General features: G+C 60.2%; 12 protein-coding genes. 5 read left to right on the top strand and 7 right to left on the bottom strand.

Annotated features, from left to right (window positions below; genetic code table 11):
* The first annotated feature begins 212 nt into the window (after positions 1-212).
* A complete protein-coding gene (locus tag DKK74_RS00265) occupies positions 213-3,746 on the top strand; it encodes an RCC1 domain-containing protein (protein WP_110412264.1) in 3,534 nt (1,177 codons plus the stop codon).
* 516 nt (positions 3,747-4,262) lie between these two features.
* On the opposite strand, the gene DKK74_RS00260 is transcribed toward DKK74_RS00265, so the two are convergent.
* From DKK74_RS00260 to DKK74_RS00240, 5 genes are read right to left on the bottom strand one after another with little or no spacing between them, the layout of a single operon-like run.
* Positions 4,263-5,900: a glycoside hydrolase family 36 protein gene (locus tag DKK74_RS00260; protein WP_110412263.1), complete on the bottom strand. Its 1,638-nt coding sequence runs from the start codon at positions 5,898-5,900 to the stop codon at positions 4,263-4,265.
* A gap of 45 nt (positions 5,901-5,945) precedes the next feature.
* The gene (locus tag DKK74_RS00255; protein ID WP_110412262.1) at positions 5,946-8,066 is read right to left on the bottom strand and encodes an alpha-galactosidase; all 2,121 of its coding nucleotides are present in this window, start codon (positions 8,064-8,066) and stop codon (positions 5,946-5,948) included.
* 45 nt (positions 8,067-8,111) lie between these two features.
* Entirely contained in the window at positions 8,112-8,975 is an 864-nt protein-coding gene (locus DKK74_RS00250) for a carbohydrate ABC transporter permease (protein WP_110412261.1), read from the bottom strand.
* A gap of 1 nt (position 8,976) precedes the next feature.
* Positions 8,977-9,957, bottom strand: coding sequence for a carbohydrate ABC transporter permease (locus tag DKK74_RS00245; protein WP_110412776.1), 981 nt, complete (start codon positions 9,955-9,957; stop codon positions 8,977-8,979).
* A gap of 34 nt (positions 9,958-9,991) precedes the next feature.
* The gene (locus DKK74_RS00240; RefSeq protein ID WP_110412260.1) at positions 9,992-11,245 is read right to left on the bottom strand and encodes an ABC transporter substrate-binding protein; all 1,254 of its coding nucleotides are present in this window, start codon (positions 11,243-11,245) and stop codon (positions 9,992-9,994) included.
* A gap of 310 nt (positions 11,246-11,555) precedes the next feature.
* On the opposite strand from DKK74_RS00240, the gene DKK74_RS00235 reads away from it, so the two are divergent.
* Positions 11,556-12,569: a LacI family DNA-binding transcriptional regulator gene (locus DKK74_RS00235; protein ID WP_110412259.1), complete on the top strand. Its 1,014-nt coding sequence runs from the start codon at positions 11,556-11,558 to the stop codon at positions 12,567-12,569.
* Between the two features lie 157 nt (positions 12,570-12,726).
* On the opposite strand, the gene DKK74_RS00230 is transcribed toward DKK74_RS00235, so the two are convergent.
* Both DKK74_RS00230 and DKK74_RS00225 read right to left on the bottom strand, forming a co-directional pair.
* The gene (locus tag DKK74_RS00230) at positions 12,727-14,478 is read right to left on the bottom strand and encodes an FAD-dependent oxidoreductase (protein WP_110412258.1); all 1,752 of its coding nucleotides are present in this window, start codon (positions 14,476-14,478) and stop codon (positions 12,727-12,729) included.
* A gap of 120 nt (positions 14,479-14,598) precedes the next feature.
* Positions 14,599-15,162, bottom strand: coding sequence for a peroxiredoxin (locus DKK74_RS00225; protein WP_046322122.1), 564 nt, complete (start codon positions 15,160-15,162; stop codon positions 14,599-14,601).
* A 158-nt stretch (positions 15,163-15,320) separates the two neighbouring features.
* On the opposite strand from DKK74_RS00225, the gene DKK74_RS00220 reads away from it, so the two are divergent.
* The 3 genes from DKK74_RS00220 (at position 15,321) to DKK74_RS00210 (ending at position 19,215) form a co-directional block, all read left to right on the top strand.
* Positions 15,321-16,667: a hemolysin family protein gene (locus DKK74_RS00220; protein WP_110412257.1), complete on the top strand. Its 1,347-nt coding sequence runs from the start codon at positions 15,321-15,323 to the stop codon at positions 16,665-16,667.
* 194 nt (positions 16,668-16,861) lie between these two features.
* The gene (locus DKK74_RS00215; protein ID WP_110412256.1) at positions 16,862-17,341 is read left to right on the top strand and encodes a Dps family protein; all 480 of its coding nucleotides are present in this window, start codon (positions 16,862-16,864) and stop codon (positions 17,339-17,341) included.
* 227 nt (positions 17,342-17,568) lie between these two features.
* Positions 17,569-19,215 (top strand): Na+/H+ antiporter NhaA, encoded by a 1,647-nt coding sequence (locus DKK74_RS00210; protein WP_181414834.1) that lies wholly within the window; start codon positions 17,569-17,571, stop codon positions 19,213-19,215.
* The last annotated feature ends 55 nt before the right edge of the window (positions 19,216-19,270 follow it).

Genomic DNA, 19,270 nt, shown 5'->3' with positions numbered 1-19,270 from the left:
GAGTGCTCCTGATGCGGCTGTATGTCATTTGTTGGCTGGGTGGTAGGGTAAAAAGTGAGGGGCATCGAGAAGACGGCTAGCTTCCACCATTAGCTCCTGCAATCCGATGCAGGGCCAGCGTTGGCAGGTAGAAGGGCTTTCCGATAGGAAGAGCCTTGTCTGGGCAAGCGGCGTTTGCTCTATTTGGTGTTTGGTGAAGGGGTTTTGGTTTCATGCGTCTGGTTTCCCGGCTGCGTCGCATCATGGCGATGATGATCGTCCTGCTGGGGCTGCTGGCAGGCCTGGGTATCGCATCCGCCCAAGACGACGCTCCTGTCCCCTCCGGGGGAGGGGGTCTTCAAACCCCTCGCGTAGCTGAAGGGGCCTCCGCCACTCTCCCCGGCAGCGCAACAGACACTCCCCTTTCCTCGCCCTCGCCGATACAAGCCGCCACGCCATTAAGCCCCACGCCTAGCACCCCGTCATCGACGACGGGCACACCCGACAGCGCAGGCTCCGCTACAGCCAAGTCGGCCGACAAGACGGAGGATCAGGCTTCGCACATGGTGCGTTTCGACCCGGCCGACGGCAGCAAGCCCACACAAACAACCGTGAAAACCGGCACCCTCGCCGCTGCCCCGCAAGAGAATCCTCAGCGTCAAGGCTTCCGGTTCGACGGGTGGACTCATGACGGCCAGCCTTTCGACTTGCAGACTCCCATCCTCCAGGACACGACCCTGAAAGCCCAGTGGTCGAAGACCACGGACTGGACGCTGAGCCCGGACCACGGGCCCGCCTCCGGCGCCCGCCTGGCCATCAGCCCGCCCGACAGGCAGGAGCCCTGCTACGTCAGCATCCAAACCGCAGGCGGCCAGACTATTGGCCTGACCGGGGACGGCCGCCTCCACGCCTGGACGCAGGAGGGCACGCCCAAGCAGGCTCCCGCCCCTGTTCAGGCTCCTGAAGGGTTCCGCTACCTGCAGGCCGCAGCCGGCAGCCATTGGCAGGCCGTCTTGGGATCCGACCAGCACATCTACACCCGGACCAGCCAGCAGTCGACGCCCACGATCCTCGACACCGGCCAGGACACCAGGTTCACCAGCATCAGCATCAACGACGACCGGCTCCTGGCCGTGGACCAGCAGGGACAAGCCCACGCCTATCAGACGAGCAATGCCGACAGCCAGGACCTGAACTCGAAATTCACCAAGCAGACCACGGCCAGCCTGCCCGGAAAGGCGCAGGCCGTTTCCGCCGTCGCCTCCGGCAGCCGGATCCTCATCGTGGACGCTGACGGGCAGGCCTGGACCTGGGAGACGGCCGATACCGGAAACGCCAAGCCCGCACGCATCAAGCAGGACCCGGGCACGCGCACCGTCCAGGCCCAAGCCCTCAACCAGGGGTTCCTCCTCCTGGACGCGGACGGGCAAACCCGGTACCTGGCCGATGGCAAGAACAGCCCCACAGCGGTCAGCCTGCCGGAAAGCATGAAAGCCGACTCGATCACAGCCAATGATAGCCAGGCCGTCATCACCGACACGGAGGGCCACATTTGGGCCTGGGAGCCAGGCGAAACACCCACCCAGGCGGACGACGGAAGCCAGCCGTACACGCAGGCCGCCGAGGTCGGCAACAGGATCACCGCCATCAGCAGGCAGGGCAACATGTTCACGTGGAGCCTGGACCCTCAAAGCCATCCAGACAAGCCAGCCAGCATCAACACCACCACAGCGCCCAACCTGGAATCAGCCAGCATGGACGGACAGCCGCTCAAACTCACCAGGAGCAACGACTCATGGCGGGCGGACATGCCCGCCAGCAAGCCGGGACCAACCACTATTCTCATCACCGGCAGGCAGGACGGCCAGCCCTTCACCAAAAACCTCAACTACACCATCGACCAGACCCTGACCAGAAACGACCAACAAGACACCACCCACCAGGTCACATTCAATACAGCCAAGGGAAGCCGGGCACCCGAACCCCAACAGGTATCCTACCCGTACGGCAGGGTGAAGCGGCCCTCCCCCGACCCGGTGCGAGAAGGCTACCTGTTCGACGGATGGTTCATCGGGGAAATCGCCTACGACTTCAGCAAGCCCGTCACCCAGAACCTCACCCTCACCGCCAAATGGACGCCCAAAAACCGGAACAACACGTGGAGCATAAGCCCCAGCCAGGGCAGCCAGCTGGGCGGCAACTCCACCACCATCACCCCGCCAAACACCAGCCGAGGCATAAGATTCAGCCAAGTCAGCACATCAACATACGACGGTAGTACCATGTACTTTTCTTTGGCGGTGGGCAGCGACGGCAACGCCTACGCCTGGGGAGACAACACGTTTGGCGAGCTCGGCGACGGAACAAACACTCACCGGTATACGCCGGTCATGGTCAGGAAGCCTGCAGACGCGCCCGCGGACTTCACCTACATGCAGGTCAGCGGCGGAAGCTATCAGTCCCTGGCCCTGGGCAGCGACGGCAACGCCTACGGCTGGGGAGACAACTCCTATGGCGAGCTCGGCGACGGGACATACGAGCAAAGAAGAACGCCGGTCAAGGCGAGGAAACCTGCAGACGCGCCCGCGGACTTCACCTACGTGCAAGTCAGCACCGGAAGTCGGCATTCGCTGGCCCTGGGCAGCGACGGCAACGTCTACGCATGGGGAAGCAACGGCAGTGGCCGGCTCGGCGACGGGAAGTACACCTCCTTTAATCAGAATACGCCGGTCAAGGTGAATAGACCTGCAGACGCGCCCGCAGACATCACCTACGTGCAGGTCAGCGCCGGAAACCTGCATTCGCTGGCCGTGGGCAGCGACGGCAACGCCTACGCCTGGGGAGACAACGGCAGTGGCCGGCTCGGCGACGGGACGGAAACTAAGAAGAATACGCCGGTCAAGGTGAAGAAACCTGCAGACGCGCCCGCAGACTTCACCTACACACAGGTCAGCACCGGAGGCTATCATTCCCTGGCCGTGGGCAGCGACGGCAACGCCTACGCCTGGGGAGACAACGGCAGTGGCCAGCTCGGCGACGGGACGGAAACTAAGAAGAATACGCCGGTCAAGGTGAAGAAACCTGCAGACGCGCCCGCAGACTTCACCTACGTGCAAGTCAACGCCGGAGGCTATCATTCCCTGGCCGTGGGCAGCGACGGATACGCCTACGCCTGGGGAGACAACACCTCTGGTCAGCTCGGCAACGATGGCACGAGCAATCTTTCTTCCCCTGTGCGGGTGTTCGCCTCTGCGCAATCCACGAGCTCAAGCGGCCCCTGGCTGAAGGCTGTACAGGTCAGCTGCGGAGCCAATCATTCACTGGCAGCGGGCAGCGACGGAAACGTCCACGCCTGGGGAGGCAACACCGATGGTCAGCTCGGCAATGACAGCATCTCCAGATGGAGTTATAGCCCTGTTCCTGTACCGCCGGTGTTCAGTCAGCAACCGGTGATCACCGGCGTCAGATTCGACACCAGTTCCAGCACAAACCTGATCCCTCGTTATGGCAACACTGTCACCGTATTCGCACCTGCACACGTGCCGGGCACGATCACGGTCAGCGTGGACTACACGATGGGCAACGCACCCCAGCAGCCGGACACCTCCCTCCGGTACGAGTACACGCCTGCAGGCGTGCTCCCCAAAGCCGGCGGGGAGGGCATCCTGCTGACCCTGGCCACCGGCATGACGGGCATGGGCGGGGTCCTGGCATCCCGCCGCCACCGGAGGGAAACACATAGTCTGTCATACGCTTCGCACGAGTAAGACCGGACAGGGGGCGTATCAATCCCCCCCCCCGCCCCCGGCCCACAAAGGGGAGCAGGGAGGCCAGTGTCACTTATGGCTCAATCTCTAAGGGAGCTGACACTCCTCCCGCGCCCCTACCACACTTCTTCAGGCAGAATCACGAGGGCAGGCGTGCACGCCCCGTCCCGCCTGGGAGGGGAGGGAAACACGGCTGGACCAACCACAGGCAGAAACCCACAGCCAGCCCAGCCGTTGTTTTACTCATCCCGTCAACCATGAGTTCCGCCAACACCGGATCAGGCTGTCATAGTCATTGCGCGATGATAAGGTTGTATCACTGTACAAAGACGCGGAAACGAAAGAGATGCACCGTCTGCTGGGGAGACAGTCGGTAGAGTTCTTGGGAGGCTCTGTAAATGGCGTTATCGAATATTCCCCACTGTACTTCGCACGAGTAAGGTCGGGTTCCCATCACTGCAATCCGGCGAATTGGCGGCTGTGCCCATCCCAACCGAGCACGGCCGTCATCTACTTCTAAATGGCGGAAAGATACCCGTCGTAGCGCTCGGGCATTTCCGAGAACTCCAGACCAGCCGGCTGATACCAGGAGTATCTGTGGGTGCCGCCATCATCAGTCCAGATCTCAGGGCAGTCATTGACCAGCCAGTCCGAGGGAATGGCATGGGCGCCGCCGGTCGATGCTAGGGCCAGCGCCTGCCTGAGCTGGTCCTCCTGGTCGGCGGTCAGGCTGCCGGGACGGGCCGAGAAGAAGAGCGGAGTGCCGGTCCGCGCCAAGAGGTCCATCCACTGACGGTTGAGCTCCCAGTCGATTGCGTCGGATATGCCCACGCAGTCGGCGTCGGTGGCGTAGAAGCTTCCGTTCTGGGGCAGGCGGAAGGCCAGGGTGTTGACCCCGATCTGTCTGGTCCGCTCCCACTGCAGGCCGCTGGTGTCGTCGCCGGTCCGGTTGATCTGCATGAAGCCGACGCCCAGGTGACCGACCACATTGCATCCCTGGACCAGCATCCCGGTCTTGGTGGCCTGCTCGAAGATGGCCCGGTAGAGCTGCTTGACCACCTGGGCGCTGGTCAGGCTCCGGTCGTAGAAGTGCCAGCCGTCCGGGCTGGGCCAGGGATTCATCTGGAAACCCCACCTGCCCAGCAGGTCGAAAGTGCTGAAATCATGCTTGACCAGCTGGTAGCCCCACTCCCCCAGCTGGGCGATGTCCTGGCGGATGTAGTCCAGGGCCTGCGGGTTTGAGGGGTCCAGGCATCCGTTGTGCGGGAGCCTGAACTGGTCGGTAATGGTCTCGTCCTCGTTGAGGAGCGGACGATACCAGATGCCGGGTTTGATGCCCATAGCCTTGATCTGGTCGGCCAGGGCGCCCATGTCGCCGAACTTCTCGTTGCCACGCCGCCAGGGGCCGCCGTTGTAGTCCTCAAGCCGGTGGTGGTCCTGCCAGCCGTCGTCCACAACCATGGTGGGGCGGTTGGCGTTGCCCTGAGTCAGGTCGGCCAGATACTCGGCATCGGCAAGAATCCGGGAACGGCTGGAGTCCCCGTAGGCGTAGTACCAGTTGTTGCTCCCGTAGACCGGCTCAGGGGGCATAAGGCCATTGCGGCTGATCCGGGAGCAGAAGTCACTGGCCACAGCAAAGACCGGGGCGCCAGACCGCTCCTGGAGCGGATATTGCAGGCAAATGATGGTGGCCACTTCAAGCTCCCGCCCGTCCAGCACCAGGCCAGTGCCGCCGTTGCGCAGGTCCAGGAAGAGGGTGATGCCGGCCGTATCGACCTGCCAGAAGCAGAAAGCGTTGGCCCCGGTGGCCACCCCGTACCCCTCGGCCTGCTCCTGACCTGCCGCCAGGAAGTACCAGGGCATGAACCGGTTGGCACGCATGGTCTGAAAACCCATCCGTCCGTAGCCACGCTCCCAGGCATCGCCCAGGTAGAGGTCGTCGGAGGACATGGGTCTGGTCCAGCGCAGGGCCAGGGACCGGATGGGGGTGAAGCCAGCGGTCAGGCTGACCGTCAGCGCAGATCCGCCCTTGAGGCTGACCTTCGCGTCGGGGGCTATGCTGAAGGGCCTGCCTGCGGGCGCAGTCTCCCTGTCGGCATCGGTGGTCAGCGTGATCCAGTCCGGCTCTCCCAGGCTAAGGCTGGTTGGGTTCATGATTCAGTGCTCCTTCATCCCTGTGGTGTGGCTGATGGCGGCGGGTCAGACCCGGACCAAGTCGATCAGGCGGATGGTCTCGGGCTGGCAGCGGGGTATGCGGATGCCCACGCGCTCCAGATAGGTGCCGGTGACCTCGGCGGTGCCCAGCGGACCCGTCGGATCCAAATGCTCCAGCGAGGCTCTGGGCTTGGCAGGGCCGGTCCAGACCAGCCGGTATCGGGCCTTGGGGTCCAGGCCGGGAATACGTAGATAAACACCACGATTATGCAGGGATTCGTCCAACTGGACGTGGGCCAGGATGGCGCGGCTGCGGTCGGGGGCCACCACGCCATGAGCCAGGACCGAGGGGTCAGCCAGGTCCAGGCGGACCACGCGGCCGGAGTGGAGGAAGCCCCGGTTGGCCTTGTACCAGGTGATCCATTCCTTGAGCCGCTCCAGATCTTTCTCGCTGGCCTGGCGGATGTCCCACTCGATGCCCATGGAACCAAAGACGGCCGTGGCGGCCCGGAAATCCAGGCTGTAGGTTCTACCAGTCTGCTGGGAGGAGGGCTGGGAGATGTGGGCGCCGATGTACTCAGGGGCCACGGTCTGCTCGGTCCAGCGCTGGATCAGCTGCCTGCTCAGGGCATCGGTCATGTCGGAGTTCCAGAAGCGGCGGATCTTCTCGATCACGCCCAGGTCGATGCGGCCGCCGCCCGAGGCGCAGGACTCCCACTCCACCTTGGGGAAGCGAGCGCGGAGGGTATCCAGCAGGCGGTAGTAGGCCAGGGTCTGCTCATGGATGGCCGGCGCGCCACCGTGGACCTGGGAGCCAGCCTCAAGCAGATCGCGGTTGTGGTCCCACTTGACGTAGTCGATTTGGCAGGACTCCAGGACCTTGGTCATCGCCTCCAGCACGTGGTTGAAGGCCTGGGGGTTGGTCAGGTCCAGGACCAGCTGGTTGCGCTGCAGCTCCGGGTTTCTGGAGGATGCCCTCATCACCCACTCAGGATGGTCGCGGAAGGCGTCCGAATTCGGGTTGATCATCTCCGGCTCGAACCAGAGGCCGAACTGCATCCCCAATTTATGGACATAATTAGCTAAAGGCTTCAGGCCCTGTGGCCAAACCGCAGGGTCCACCCACCAGTCGCCCAGACCTGCCGTGTCGTCCCGGCGCAGGTGGAACCAGCCGTCGTCCAGAACAAGGCGTTCTACCCCGATGCGGGCAGCGCGGTCGGCCAGGTCGCGCAGGGTGTCGAAGTCATGCTTGAAACCGATGGCCTCCCAGACGTTCAGGATGACCGGCTGCTCGCGGGGATGCTCGGGCAGGGTTCGCTCCCAGGCATGCAGGCTGTTCATGATCGGATCCATGCCATGGTCGGAGGCCGTGGCCACAATCCAGGGCGTGCTGTACTCCTGGCCCTGGCTCAAAACCACCTCGCCGGGCAGGAGGAGTTCGCCAGCGCTGACACCGGCCGGGGTGGCGCTGTTCCGGTCCACCCGGAGCACGGTGTTCCCGCTCCAGGCCGGCTGGACGCAGAGCACCCTGCCATGATAGAAGTTAAACCCTGGAATGCCCACCATGACCACGGGCCCCTCGAAACCGGTACGGCCCCAGCGGAACTCACGCACCCAGGCCCCGTCGACCAGGTCATGGCGCTGGGGGCTGCGCTCACGTTCGTGCCTGCCGGCGAAGTCCAGAATCTGGGTCTGCTGGTCGTCCAGGGGCAGGCGGACCTCCAGACCCTCCAGCAGGAAAGAATCGGCACCCAGGTTGCGCAGGGTGTGGCGAATCCGCAGGGAACCGCCGGCCATGGCCTCCACCCTGGTCTCCAGCGCAAGCTGGGCATCCTCGTCACGGGCCTTGATGGTCAGCGAGTTGTCGGTCTGCTCGGGCTGGCCTTCCACCAGGAATCGAGGCGACCATGAGCGCCCGGCTTGGATACCCTCGGGGTCTTGGGCGATCCGATGCCCGGTCAGGCCGGGATGCAGGTAGACTCCTGTAGCGTGCTCAAGCAGGAGGGAAGTATTGAGGTTGGCCACCTCCGCACCTCCGCAGCCGTCGAAACATGGTGCAGCCTGCACGCCCAGCACCTTCGGCAGATCCCCGCCAGGCCGTGGGGAGGCCAGTGCCAGACGAGTAGTTTCGGGCCCACCAAGGTCATTCCCCGGGAAGACAATCATGGGTGTCACCAACTCCTTTATTGCTTGATCGGTTTTCTACCTCAATTACTTAACCGAACCCGCGACCATGCCCGCAATGAAGTACTTCTGCAGGAACATGTACGCCACCACCATGGGCGCCGCGGCAATCAAAGCGGCCGCAGCAGCAATACCAAGGTTATTGGTATTTACAGAGAAGAAGGAAGCAACACGAGGAGCGATGGTCTGAGATTGAGGGTCAGTCAGAATATAACTCGATAGTGCAAATTCATTCCAAACAGCCGAACCTGTCATGATGACGACAGTGGCCGTCACAGGCTTAAGCATTGGCAGTATCAGTCTGTTAAACACCTGAAGGTGATTGGCTCCATCAAGTGCGCCAGCCTCATCAATAGCCGGGGGGATGGCTTTAATAAAAGCCGTATAGAGGAAAACCGAAAGAGGCAGTTTTTCAGCCGTCAACACTATTACGATGCCCCAATAATTATTGATTCCTCCAATCTGCACCAAGAAGGTGTACAAGGGCACAAGAATGCTCATGGGCGGAATCATCATCATGGAAAGAATGAAGGCAGAAATGAACTTATTCCACTTGGTCATTCTGCGAGCCAGAGGATAAGCAGCAGCTGCTCCAAGCACGCAGACCAGGAAAGTCGAACACACAGTCACAACTGCGCTGTTGAACACCGCCTTCAGAATTCCACCCTCATTGACAGCCTGAGTCCAGTTGCTCCATGCCAGATCATGCGTCCTCATCACCAGAGATGGAGACATGTCATCAGAGGGCTTCAACGACGTTGTGATTGCTAGATAGAACGGAAGCAGCTGGCAGATACAGACAATAATCAGAAAGAGATAAATCGCCCATCTCCCACGCTGGTAGTCCGAAGGGCTATATGACATCTGCTTCGTTTGCTTACCTCTTGCCATATCAGGCCTCCCAATCAAGCTTGGCCAAGCCTTTATTGACCAGCCAGGTCACCAGCGCAATCAAGACAAACAGGAATACGCCGATTGCAGAGGCATACCCAGCCGTCTGATTATCGAAGTACATGGTTCCTATGTACGTTGATATGGAGTTGGTTGCATAACCTGGGCCCCCACCCGTCAAAACCTTGACAAGGTCATAGAGCTTCAATCCTCCAATTAGATTGAGAACGACGCTCGTCGTAAAGGAGGGAGCCAAAAGAGGCAGGGTAATGTTCCAGAACTTCTTCCACCCATATGCACCGTCGACCTCTGCAGCTTCGACCACTTCCTGATCCATGGTCTGCAGACCAGCCAAATAGATAATCATCGAAATACCGACGTATTGCATCGAATTAACGAAAACTACAATGGCTACTGCAAAAGCGGCATTGTTGAACCAGGGTATCTTCTGTACGCCGAATACACCCAGTATGGCGTTCAGTGCCCCCTGCTGATACTGGAAGACAAAGTAGTACATGATGCCCATGATCACCGATGCAACCAGTGCAGGAAGATAGATGATAGCCCGCATCAGCGTACGGCCCTTGATCCTGGTATTCAGCAACAGAGCTAGGCCCAAACCCAGAATCTGCTGAATCACTGTAGATCCAATACCGTAAATAAAGGTGTTGATGATGATCTGCATAAAATTCGTATCCGTAAACATGGACTTGTAATTTGCCAAGCCAACGAAGGATTTCGCTTCGTTATACCCATCCCAGTTCGTTAGCGACAGGCCAATACCCGAAATCAACGGATAGATGATGAACACCACCAGCAGGATTACAGCCGGCAGATAGAACAGATTGATTGAAGAACCCTTGAACCTTCTGCGCTTATGGACCACCGTCTGCACACTTCCACTCGTACTGTCGCCACCAGCCGAATCACGCAAACGATCCGGCTGGCCTCGCAACGCATTTATTTCATCTTTATCGGTCATCATCAAGCTCCCGAAGAAACTCTTGTGGTAGTGACTATTTCTTGGTCTTCAGATTTTCAAAGGCCGTCTTTGCCTGATCGGCAGCATCCTTGGGAGTCAATTGACCTGTGATAATGCCGTCAGTGGACTTGGACATGGTGCTGTACATGCCGGGAAGATACTTGCGGTCAAAGAAGGGAACCGTAGCTGTCTTCTTATCTTTCATCCAGTAGTCATAAGAGGTCTGGAACTGTCCCAAAGCAGATTTGACACCGGTCAAAGCCGAATTGTTCATGCTGACATTGACCAGCTCCTGAAGATTCTCGGGCTCTGCAAGAAAGTCAATGAACTTCAAGGCCGCTTCCTTGTTCTTGCTCGTCTTGGAGACTCCGAATGTCAGCATGTCCTCGCCCGTTGAGAAGTAAGGCTTGCCCGTAGCGGAAGGTATGGGCATCATACCTAGCTTGACATTGGGATTGTATGACTCTATCAACTGTGCATTCCCGTTCGAACGGAAGTAGAAACCAGCCTTATCGGAAGCCATCAGACGCGCGATGTCATCTGGGGTCGCGGAAGTGTAGTCAACATTAAAGTAACCGTTCTTGGTCCACTGGCTGACCATTTCAGCATACTTCTGGTAGATGGAAGGATCGAATTTTCCGCCCTTGAGCTCCTTAAGCTGAGCGTCGGTATACATACCGGGAAGGATATAGTCTGCAATATCGCCGACGGCACCCATGTCCTTTGGAGTGCTGACTATAGGCGTCATACCGGCTGCCTTCAGTTTTTCGCAGGCATCCTTGAACGCATCCCAGGAATCAATGCTCTTGGTGTCGATACCGGCCTTCTTCATAACCGTATCGTTGTACATGATTCCAGAAACCTGTATATCCGCAGGCAGAGCATAGAATTTCCCATCGGAAGTCTTGTAGACTTCATTGCCTAACGGCTTCAGCCTCTTTGCCCAGGGACGATTCTGCATCGGCTCAAGGAAGTTGCCATAACGATCCCTCGACCATCCATGGGTGGCCCAGATATCCGGCGGGTTGTGCCCAGCCAAACGCACTCTAATGTCGTTCTGATTGTTATTCGTTCCCGGGTTCGCCTTAATGGTGATACCGGGGTTAGCTTTTTCAAACTTTTTGGTTAGCTTTTGAATGACCTTAAGTTGTGGCGTGCCCGTAGACTGCATGGTCATGAACTCCAAGGTCTTTGTACCACCCGAGGATGAAGATGATCCGCATGCCCCCAAAGGTGCGAGGGCCAAGACGCAACTGATACCCAAAGCAATTACTTTGCCGTTCTTCATCAACCACTCCTTTGTAGGTTGTCATCTACCCGAATCACTTAAAGCAAACCCTCGCAATAGGTGTTCCGGTAATCTCTCAGTATATTCGAGTAGATTCTCTTGTCAAATGATCTAGGTTTTATCCGATAATCATGACTTCTCAAATAACGCACAACCTTTTGTTTTAAAAGCATTGGGCCTACACCTGTCGGACCATGCTTGGCCTCTTCCTGCCCTTTGGGCGTCGTTGCTGATTGGAATATACTCGAGTAACATAAGAATTGAATACACTGTAATTCAAAGTGTTTTCATGCTTAAAAAGGGGCGGACAATGGCAGAGGTTCCTACGCACGAACAACGTCGAAAGCGGGCCACCAGAGCTGATGTTGCACGGCTGGCGGGGGTTTCGACTGCTGTGGTCAGCTATGTCTTCAACAACGGGCCAAGAAGGGTTGCGCCGGCAACTTCAGAAAAGGTGCGGCGCGCGGCCAAGCTGCTTGATTACCGCCCCAACACCACTGCCCGCGCACTGCGTACCGGGTTTTCAAAGATGATGGCCGTCATCGTCCCGGACTCCTCCAACCCTTTCAGCGCCGGCATTTACAACGAGCTGCAATCAGCCGCATCCCGCCACGGGTATTCCTTGATGTTCATGAACGTCAAAGGGGACCCGGACCTGGAAGAGGATGCAATCAGCAAACTGATCGAACGCAATGTTGATGCCATTTTCCTTTCAACCTCGCGCACCTACGACCAGATCAGCATGGCGCCCCTTGACCAGAGCCGATTCATCTTTATGGATCAGCCTCGGAGGGTCATGAACGCCAAGAGCGTTTCAACTGACTTCTATTCCTCCGCCATAACGGCCACCGAACATCTGATAGGACATAAGTTCTGCAGCGTGGACATGCTCTACGGCGGCCCGGAGGAGGATCGAACCGATGATCGCGTGCGAGGTTGGTATGCAGCCCATCAGAACAACAATCTGCCTGCTGGCCGCATTATTCGGTCCTACTTCACTCGCGAGGGAGGGTATAGGGCGACGCTCAGGCTTCTGGACAGCGACCACCAGCCCGAGGCCATTTTCGCCGGTTCCGACATGGAGGCCATGGGTGCTCTTCGGGCTCTTCATGAGCGCGGGCTGCGCATTCCCGAGGACGTGGCCATCGTCTCCTTCGACGGCACCGTCGACTCCCTCTACACCTGGCCGCAACTGACCACCATGCAGCAGGACACCCAGAAAATCGCCGCCTGTGCCATGAATGCGGCCTTGGATCCGGACCAGGTCCCTGACGTACAACTGATCAAGGCGGATCTGGTCATCCGTCACTCCTGCGGCTGCTGATACGGCAAACTAATCAAACCGTATAAGGTCCGGACAATATCCATAGTTTTTCATCAATGCAGACCTGCAACATATATCAGAAAAGGCGCTGGCATCATCGCCACAAAGGCAGTGACACCAGCGCCTTCTCAGACTCTGTTCAGGCTCGAACCCAGGGTCAGGCCCCGATCAGGTCCAGCATTTCAGGAACGGACTTCTTGCCGAACTCCACGGTCTCCTGGCCATCCTTGCGGATCACGATGCAGGGGACGCTCATGACCTGGTACTGGTCCTTGAGCTCGGGGAAGTGGGCCAGGTCGTAGGCCTCGGCGCGCACCTTGCCGTTCTGGGCCGCCACGCGCTGGGCGGACAGGACCGTGGTCGGGCACATGGTGCAGGTCAGGGAGACCAGCATCATCACGTCCACCTGGTCCTTGATGGCATCGATACGGTCCGAGGTGGGCTGATCCACCTGCTGGCCGGGGCCCGCCGCATTGTAGAGGGCCAGGACGAAGGAGTTGAACTCGTGGCCGCTGGGCACGCCATGGAAGGCCAACCCGGTCGGATGGGAGACGCCCTGATCGTCCAACCGGCAGATGCGCACACTGGGGCGGGCATCAGGCAGGTCGCCGGCGGGATCGTAATCCTTGCCGTCTTCCTCCGTGCGGGAGTCGACCCTGGAGGTCAGCTTGCCATCGGAGAGCCCGACCAGCTCGTCCACGAAGGCTTCCAGCTCCTTGGAGACCTGGCTGCCGTCCAGATCCAGGGCCAACTCCAGCTTTCCGGTCATCTTGCCGAAGACCATGTCCAGCTGCTTGCGGATGTCCGGCCCGAAGAAGCCGGAGGTCTTGGCCGGGGCCTGGTCGTGCTCCTGGGCCACAGGCGCGGGCGAGGTGCCCGAGGCCAGGGCGGAGTTCTCGGCCTGCCGCTCGGAGCGGGCGTAGGGGGAATCCTCGGGACGCGGCGGCACCAGGCCGGTCTTGTCCGACATGTTGGAGGCGTAGCGCTCCAGCTCCACGGCGGCCACAGCCCCATCGGAGGTGGCGGTGATGACCTGGCGCAGGTTCTTGACCCGCAGATCCCCGGCGGCGTAGATGCCCGGCACCGAGGTCTCCAGGTAGTCGTGGGTCAGCACGTAGCCGTGGTCATCCAGATCCACAACGCCCTTGAGCATACCGGTCTGGGGCACGTAGCCGGCAAAGACGAAGACGCCGAAGGTGCCGCCGTCCTGGGGCTTCCAAGTGGTGGTCTGCCCGCTCTTTCGGTCCAAAATGGTGGCCTCGACCAGCCCGCCGGGGCCAGCGGAGACCCCCTTGAGCTCAGTGGAGTAGTGAATCTCGATCTTGTCGTTGTCCCGGGCCTCGTCAGCCACGGCGGCGTCGCAGGTGAAGTCCTCCTCGCGCACCAGCAGGGTCACCTTGGTGGCGTACTTGGTCAGGAAGACCGACTCTTCAGCTGCCGCGAACCCACCGCCTACCACCAGGACCTCGCGCCCGGTGAAGAACTCGCCGTCGCAGGTGGCGCAGTAGGCCACGCCGCGGCCCGCGTACTCCTGCTCGCCCTGGAAGCCTATCTTGCGGGGGCTGGCGCCTGTGGCGATCAGGATGCCGAAGGTGCGCAGGTCGCCCCGGGAGGTGTGGACCACCTTGATGTCGCCCTGGGCCTCGATGCCAGTGGCCTCGGCGCTCATGAACTCGGCTCCGAAGTTCTGGGCCTGCTGGCGCATGGTCTCGGTCAGCTTGCGGCCGTCGGTGCTGGCCACGCCCGGGTAGTTGACCACGTCGGCCGTGATGGTGATCTGGCCGCCGAAGTCCTCTTTCTCCAGGATCAATGTGCGATACCGCGCCCGGGCCAGATAGAGTCCTGCGCTCAGGCCTGCAGGGCCGCCGCCGATGACGACCACGTCATAAAGATTCTTGTCTTCCGTCATGAATGCCTCTTCCGAAGGAATGCACGGATGTGCTGTTTTGGATGCTGGTCGTGAATACAGAAAAGGGAACCCGCCCTGGTCGCTTCCGATCGGCGAGTTCCCGATGTTGGCAGCTGCGGATCAGAGCTGGCCGACCAGATCCAGGCTGGGCTCGATGGTGTCCTCGCCGGGCTCCCACTTGGCAGGGCAGACCTGATCGCCGTGCTCGTAGACGAACTGGGAGGCCTGGACGCGGCGCAGCAGCTCGTCGGCGTTGCGGCCCACATTGGAGGAGATGACCTCGTAGGCCACGACCTTGCCCTCAGGAGTCAGAATGAAGTCGCCACGCTCGGCCTTGCCCTCGGCCTCGTTGTAGGTCTGCAGGTCCTTGGCCAGGGTTGCGGTCGGATCGGCCAGCATGGGGTACTGGACCTTGGCGATCTTGTCGTTGGCCTCGTGCCAGGCCTTGTGGACGAACTCGGTGTCGCAGGAGACGGAGTAGATCTCGCAGCCGATCTTCTTGAAGTCCTCGTACTTGCTGGCCAGATCCTCCAGCTCGGTGGGGCAGACGAAGCTGAAGTCCGCAGGGTAGAAGAAGAGCAGGGACCAGTGGCCCAGCAGATCCTTCTTTGAGACCGGGAAGGTCTTGTTATCCTGGTAGGCCTGCGTGGTGAACTCAGTCAATTCGTGCTGAAGCTGTGACATGAAAAAAATCCTTTCGGGAGCATTGGGAACGTCGGCCTGAAGCCGAACCTGTCTCCGTATTTCATGCTAGTCAGGAAGCACTGTATGGGGAAGACGGAGGTTCGCCGCTGGGGTGTGACATAGGGCACATGGGGCGCCCATACCCTAGCATTGGAGGCATGGCATTATGGCTGAACATCCTGCTCATTCTCTTCTTCCTCCTGCTCGGTTCCGTCTTCTCTGGGACTGAACTGGCGCTGGTCTCCCTGCGAGGCTCGCAGCTGGAGCAAATGGAGCAGCAGGACGCGCGCGGCGCCCGGGTGGCCCGCATTGCCCGCGACCCCAATACCTTTCTTTCCGCCGTGCAGATCGGCGTGACGCTGACGGGCTTCCTCTCTGCCTCCTTCGGCGCATCGTCAATCGCCCCCTACGTGGTGCCCGTCCTGACCGGGTGGGGCGTGCACGAGGGTCTAGCCGGCACCTTGACCACGGTGATCCTGACCCTGATCATCTCCTACTGCTCAATCGTCATCTCCGAGTTGGTGCCCAAGCGGATCGCCATGCAGCGCACCGAGGCCATCGCCAGGGCCGTCGTTCCGGCCATCGACGTCTTCACTACCCTGTGCAGACCGCTGATCTGGCTGATAGGCAAGAACACCGACCTCATCGTGCGCATCCTGGGCTTCGACCCCCAGCAGACCGACACCGAGGTCAGCGACGACGAGCTGCGGATGCTGGTCTCCTCCAACACCAACCTGAGCAAGGACGAGCGGATGATTCTGGGCGATGTCTTCGATGCCTCAGAGACCAGCGTGGCCGAGGTCATGCGCCCCAGGGCCGACGTGGTCTTTATCGCCGGGGACATGCCGCTGCAGGAGGCGGTCGAATTCGTGCACGACGAGCCCTACTCGCGCTACCCGGTGACCGGACGCGACTTCGACGATGTGCTGGGCTTCGTCCACGTTCGCGATCTGATGGACGTGCGCAATCCCCAGGCCAAGACCGTGGCCGACGTGACCAGGCCCGGCATCGCCCTGCCCGGCACCTCCAAGCTCCTGCCCAGCCTGGAGAAGCTGCGCAAGAAGGGCATCCACCTGGCCGTGGTCATCGACGAGTACGGTGGCACCGACGGCATCGTCACCCTGGAGGACATGACCGAGGAGCTGGTGGGCGACATCCGCGACGAGTACGACCTGCCCGAGGAGCAGAACCCAGCCCATCCCCAGGCAACCGCCTTCGTCAACGGAGTTGCCACGGTCGACGGTGGCATGACCATCGAGGACTTCGCGGACCTGACCGGAATCGAGCTGGAGGATGGCCCCTACGAGACCCTGGCTGGCTACTTCCTGGCCCAGACCGGACGGATGGGGCAGGTGGGCGACGTAATCCACTCCGACGACGGGTATGACATGGTGGTGACCAAGGTGGACGGGCGGCGCATCGAGACCATCGAGGTCAGGCGACGCCAGGAGGCCGAGGACCAGGCTGGCGATGATGATAAAGACGATATTGTGACCGAAGCCTAGCTGTCTCATCCAGCCGGTGACCGCTCCCACGCCAGTCAAGGAAAAATGACTGTCAGCGTAGCCGATGGTCCGTGAATGATTTCACTGGTTGATTCCCGCAAAATCCAAGCGTTTCCTTGCTTTTTCCTCTAGTCTGGAGATACAAGGTCGGGCTGACCCGACCACAGGCATAATTTCATATTTAAGGAGTGGTTATGGCATTGAACTTCACTGTACCAGGACTCGACGAAGCGACCAGCGAGAAGGTCGTCGCCATCCTGCAGAGCCGTCTGAGCCAGGAACAGGAGACCGCCCTGATCCTCAAGCACGCCCATTGGAACATGAAGGGCAAGGAATTCATCGGCATTCACGAGATGATGGACCCCGAGGTCGATTCGGTGCTGAACATGGCCGACGAGACCGCAGAGCGCATCGCCACCTTGGGCGGTTCCCCCGCCGGACGGCCCGACGACATCATGAAGAACCGCGACTGGGATGGCATCACCATGACCGGCCGCCAGGATGCCCTGGACTACCTGAAGGCCCTGGATACCTACTACACCACCTTCATCAAGCGCGACCGCGAGGCCATCAAGGAGCTGGACGACCTGGACGTCATCAGCTCCAACATCGTGCAGGACCATGTGCAGGAGCTGGAGCACTTCCAGTGGTTCATGCGCAGCCACCTGTTCTGAGTTTGTTGAGTTGCTGAGTTCTGAGAGCTCGTCACCGCTCCGATAAGCGGTATGCCAGCGGCCCTGCATCGTGAAAGGTGCAGGGCCGCTGGCATTTTCTCTGACCGAGATAGACTGCTGTGCTTCAGGATAGAATTGGAACTTGGGAGACGGCCGGATGCCGCCTCATGCCGGGAAGACTGGTCGGCCATGGAAGACTGAACCCTATCCGCCCGACCAGGAGCATCATGCCGCTCACGCCTGCATTCCCAGCATTCTCTGTCAATCCACGTCGTCAGGATTACGACGATTCGAATTCGCAACAGAATCTCAAACCTTTCCATCCCAGGCTGTCGGATTCCCGGTCATCAGACCCCCAACCGAATCCCGGACCGTCGGATTTCAAATCATCGAATGCCCAACCATCAAATCCGCAGCGTGGGCGGGGTGGATCTGACAGGGACCGGCACAACCGACTCCACCCTTCAAACTTCTTCGCCTCCCTGTCATCCTTGGCTGAAAACGATCGGATCACCGGGCTATTCATGATGGCCTGCGCCCTGGCCGGGCTGATCCTGGCCAATCTTCCAGAGACCGGGCCGGGTCTGAACGCTCTTGCCGCTTGGATTCCTCTGGACCTGCCCGGTGGACTGAACCTCTCCCTCAAGGACTGGATACAGGACGGGCTGCTGACCATATTCTTCCTGACCATGGGTCTTGACCTGCGCCAGGAGGCTGCCACAGGCACTCTGCGCGACCACAAACAGGTCCTGCTACCCATGCTGGCCGCTTTGGGCGGCGTAGCCGTGCCGATTCTGATCTACTGCCTACTCAACCTGGGCTCCCCTGCCGGGTTGCGTGGCTGGGCTGTCCCAACGGCCACCGATGTAGCCTTCTCCCTGGCGGCTCTGCAACTGCTCCTGCCCAAGGCCGGGCCCGCCCTGCAGGCCTTTTTGATGACGCTGGCCATCTTCGACGATCTGATCGGCGTCCTGCTGATCGCCTTGGGCTACTCCAGCTTGGGACAACCGAGCTGGCTGCTTGCCTGCCTGGCCGGCCTTGTGGTCTGGGCCTTGCTGGTCCGAGTGGTGAGCCGTTCCGCTCAGATTTGGCGACCCCTGGTACCTCTCTGCTTGTTGGGCGCCCTTGGGGGCGGTCTGCTGACTTGGTACAGCCTCTTCAAGACTGGAATCCACCCGGTGCTGGCGGGAGTTGCAATGGGGCTATTGACTCCTGTCGCCAGGTCGAAGGCGGCTGAAGCGGAAGCACCAGAAGCGGAAGAGTCTTCGGTCAGTACCGCGCCGAATTTAACTGAGCCAACCGAGCATAGGCCAACCGATACAAAACCATCCGGTACCGAGCCGACCGAGACCCATCCACCAGTGACCAGTCAAGCCAATACCAAACCAGCTGGGTTTGAACCAACTGAGATTGAGCCAAACCACAACCCGACGCTATCACCGGCTGAACGGCTGGACCACTTCCTGACCCCTTTGAGCGCCCTGGTGGTCCTGCCCGTGTTCGCCTTTTTCTCGCTGTCCATCTCCCTGGATCAGCTGGGACCCGGACTGCTGACGGACCGGGTCTTTTGGGGCGCCACTCTGGGACTGGCCTTGGGCAAGCCCCTGGGGATTATAACCATGCTGGTCCTGGCAGGTCATCTGGGACTGCGACGACCTGCCGGCTCCACGACCGGGAACTTGATCGGCCTCTGCCAGCTCTGCGGGATCGGCTTCACCATGTCCTTCCTGATCGCCAACCTGGCTTTCGCCGGATCCCCGCACCTGGAATCAGCCTTGCTGGGCGTGCTGGCGGGGTCAATCCTGTCCGTGCTCATCGTGGCCGTCGGCACCATTCCCGGTCGACTGCGGTCCGCCAGGCACGTCTCATCCTGACTGCAGGACTCATCCCTCTGCCAGACTCAGCCCGTGCCAGAATCATCCCATGCCA

The sequence above is a fragment of the Bifidobacterium asteroides genome (genome assembly GCF_003202755.1).
In the GTDB taxonomy this organism is placed as follows: domain Bacteria; phylum Actinomycetota; class Actinomycetes; order Actinomycetales; family Bifidobacteriaceae; genus Bombiscardovia; species Bombiscardovia asteroides_F.
The sequence above is the reverse complement of the archived record's forward strand: the minus strand, read 5'-3'. Positions and strand labels throughout refer to the sequence as shown.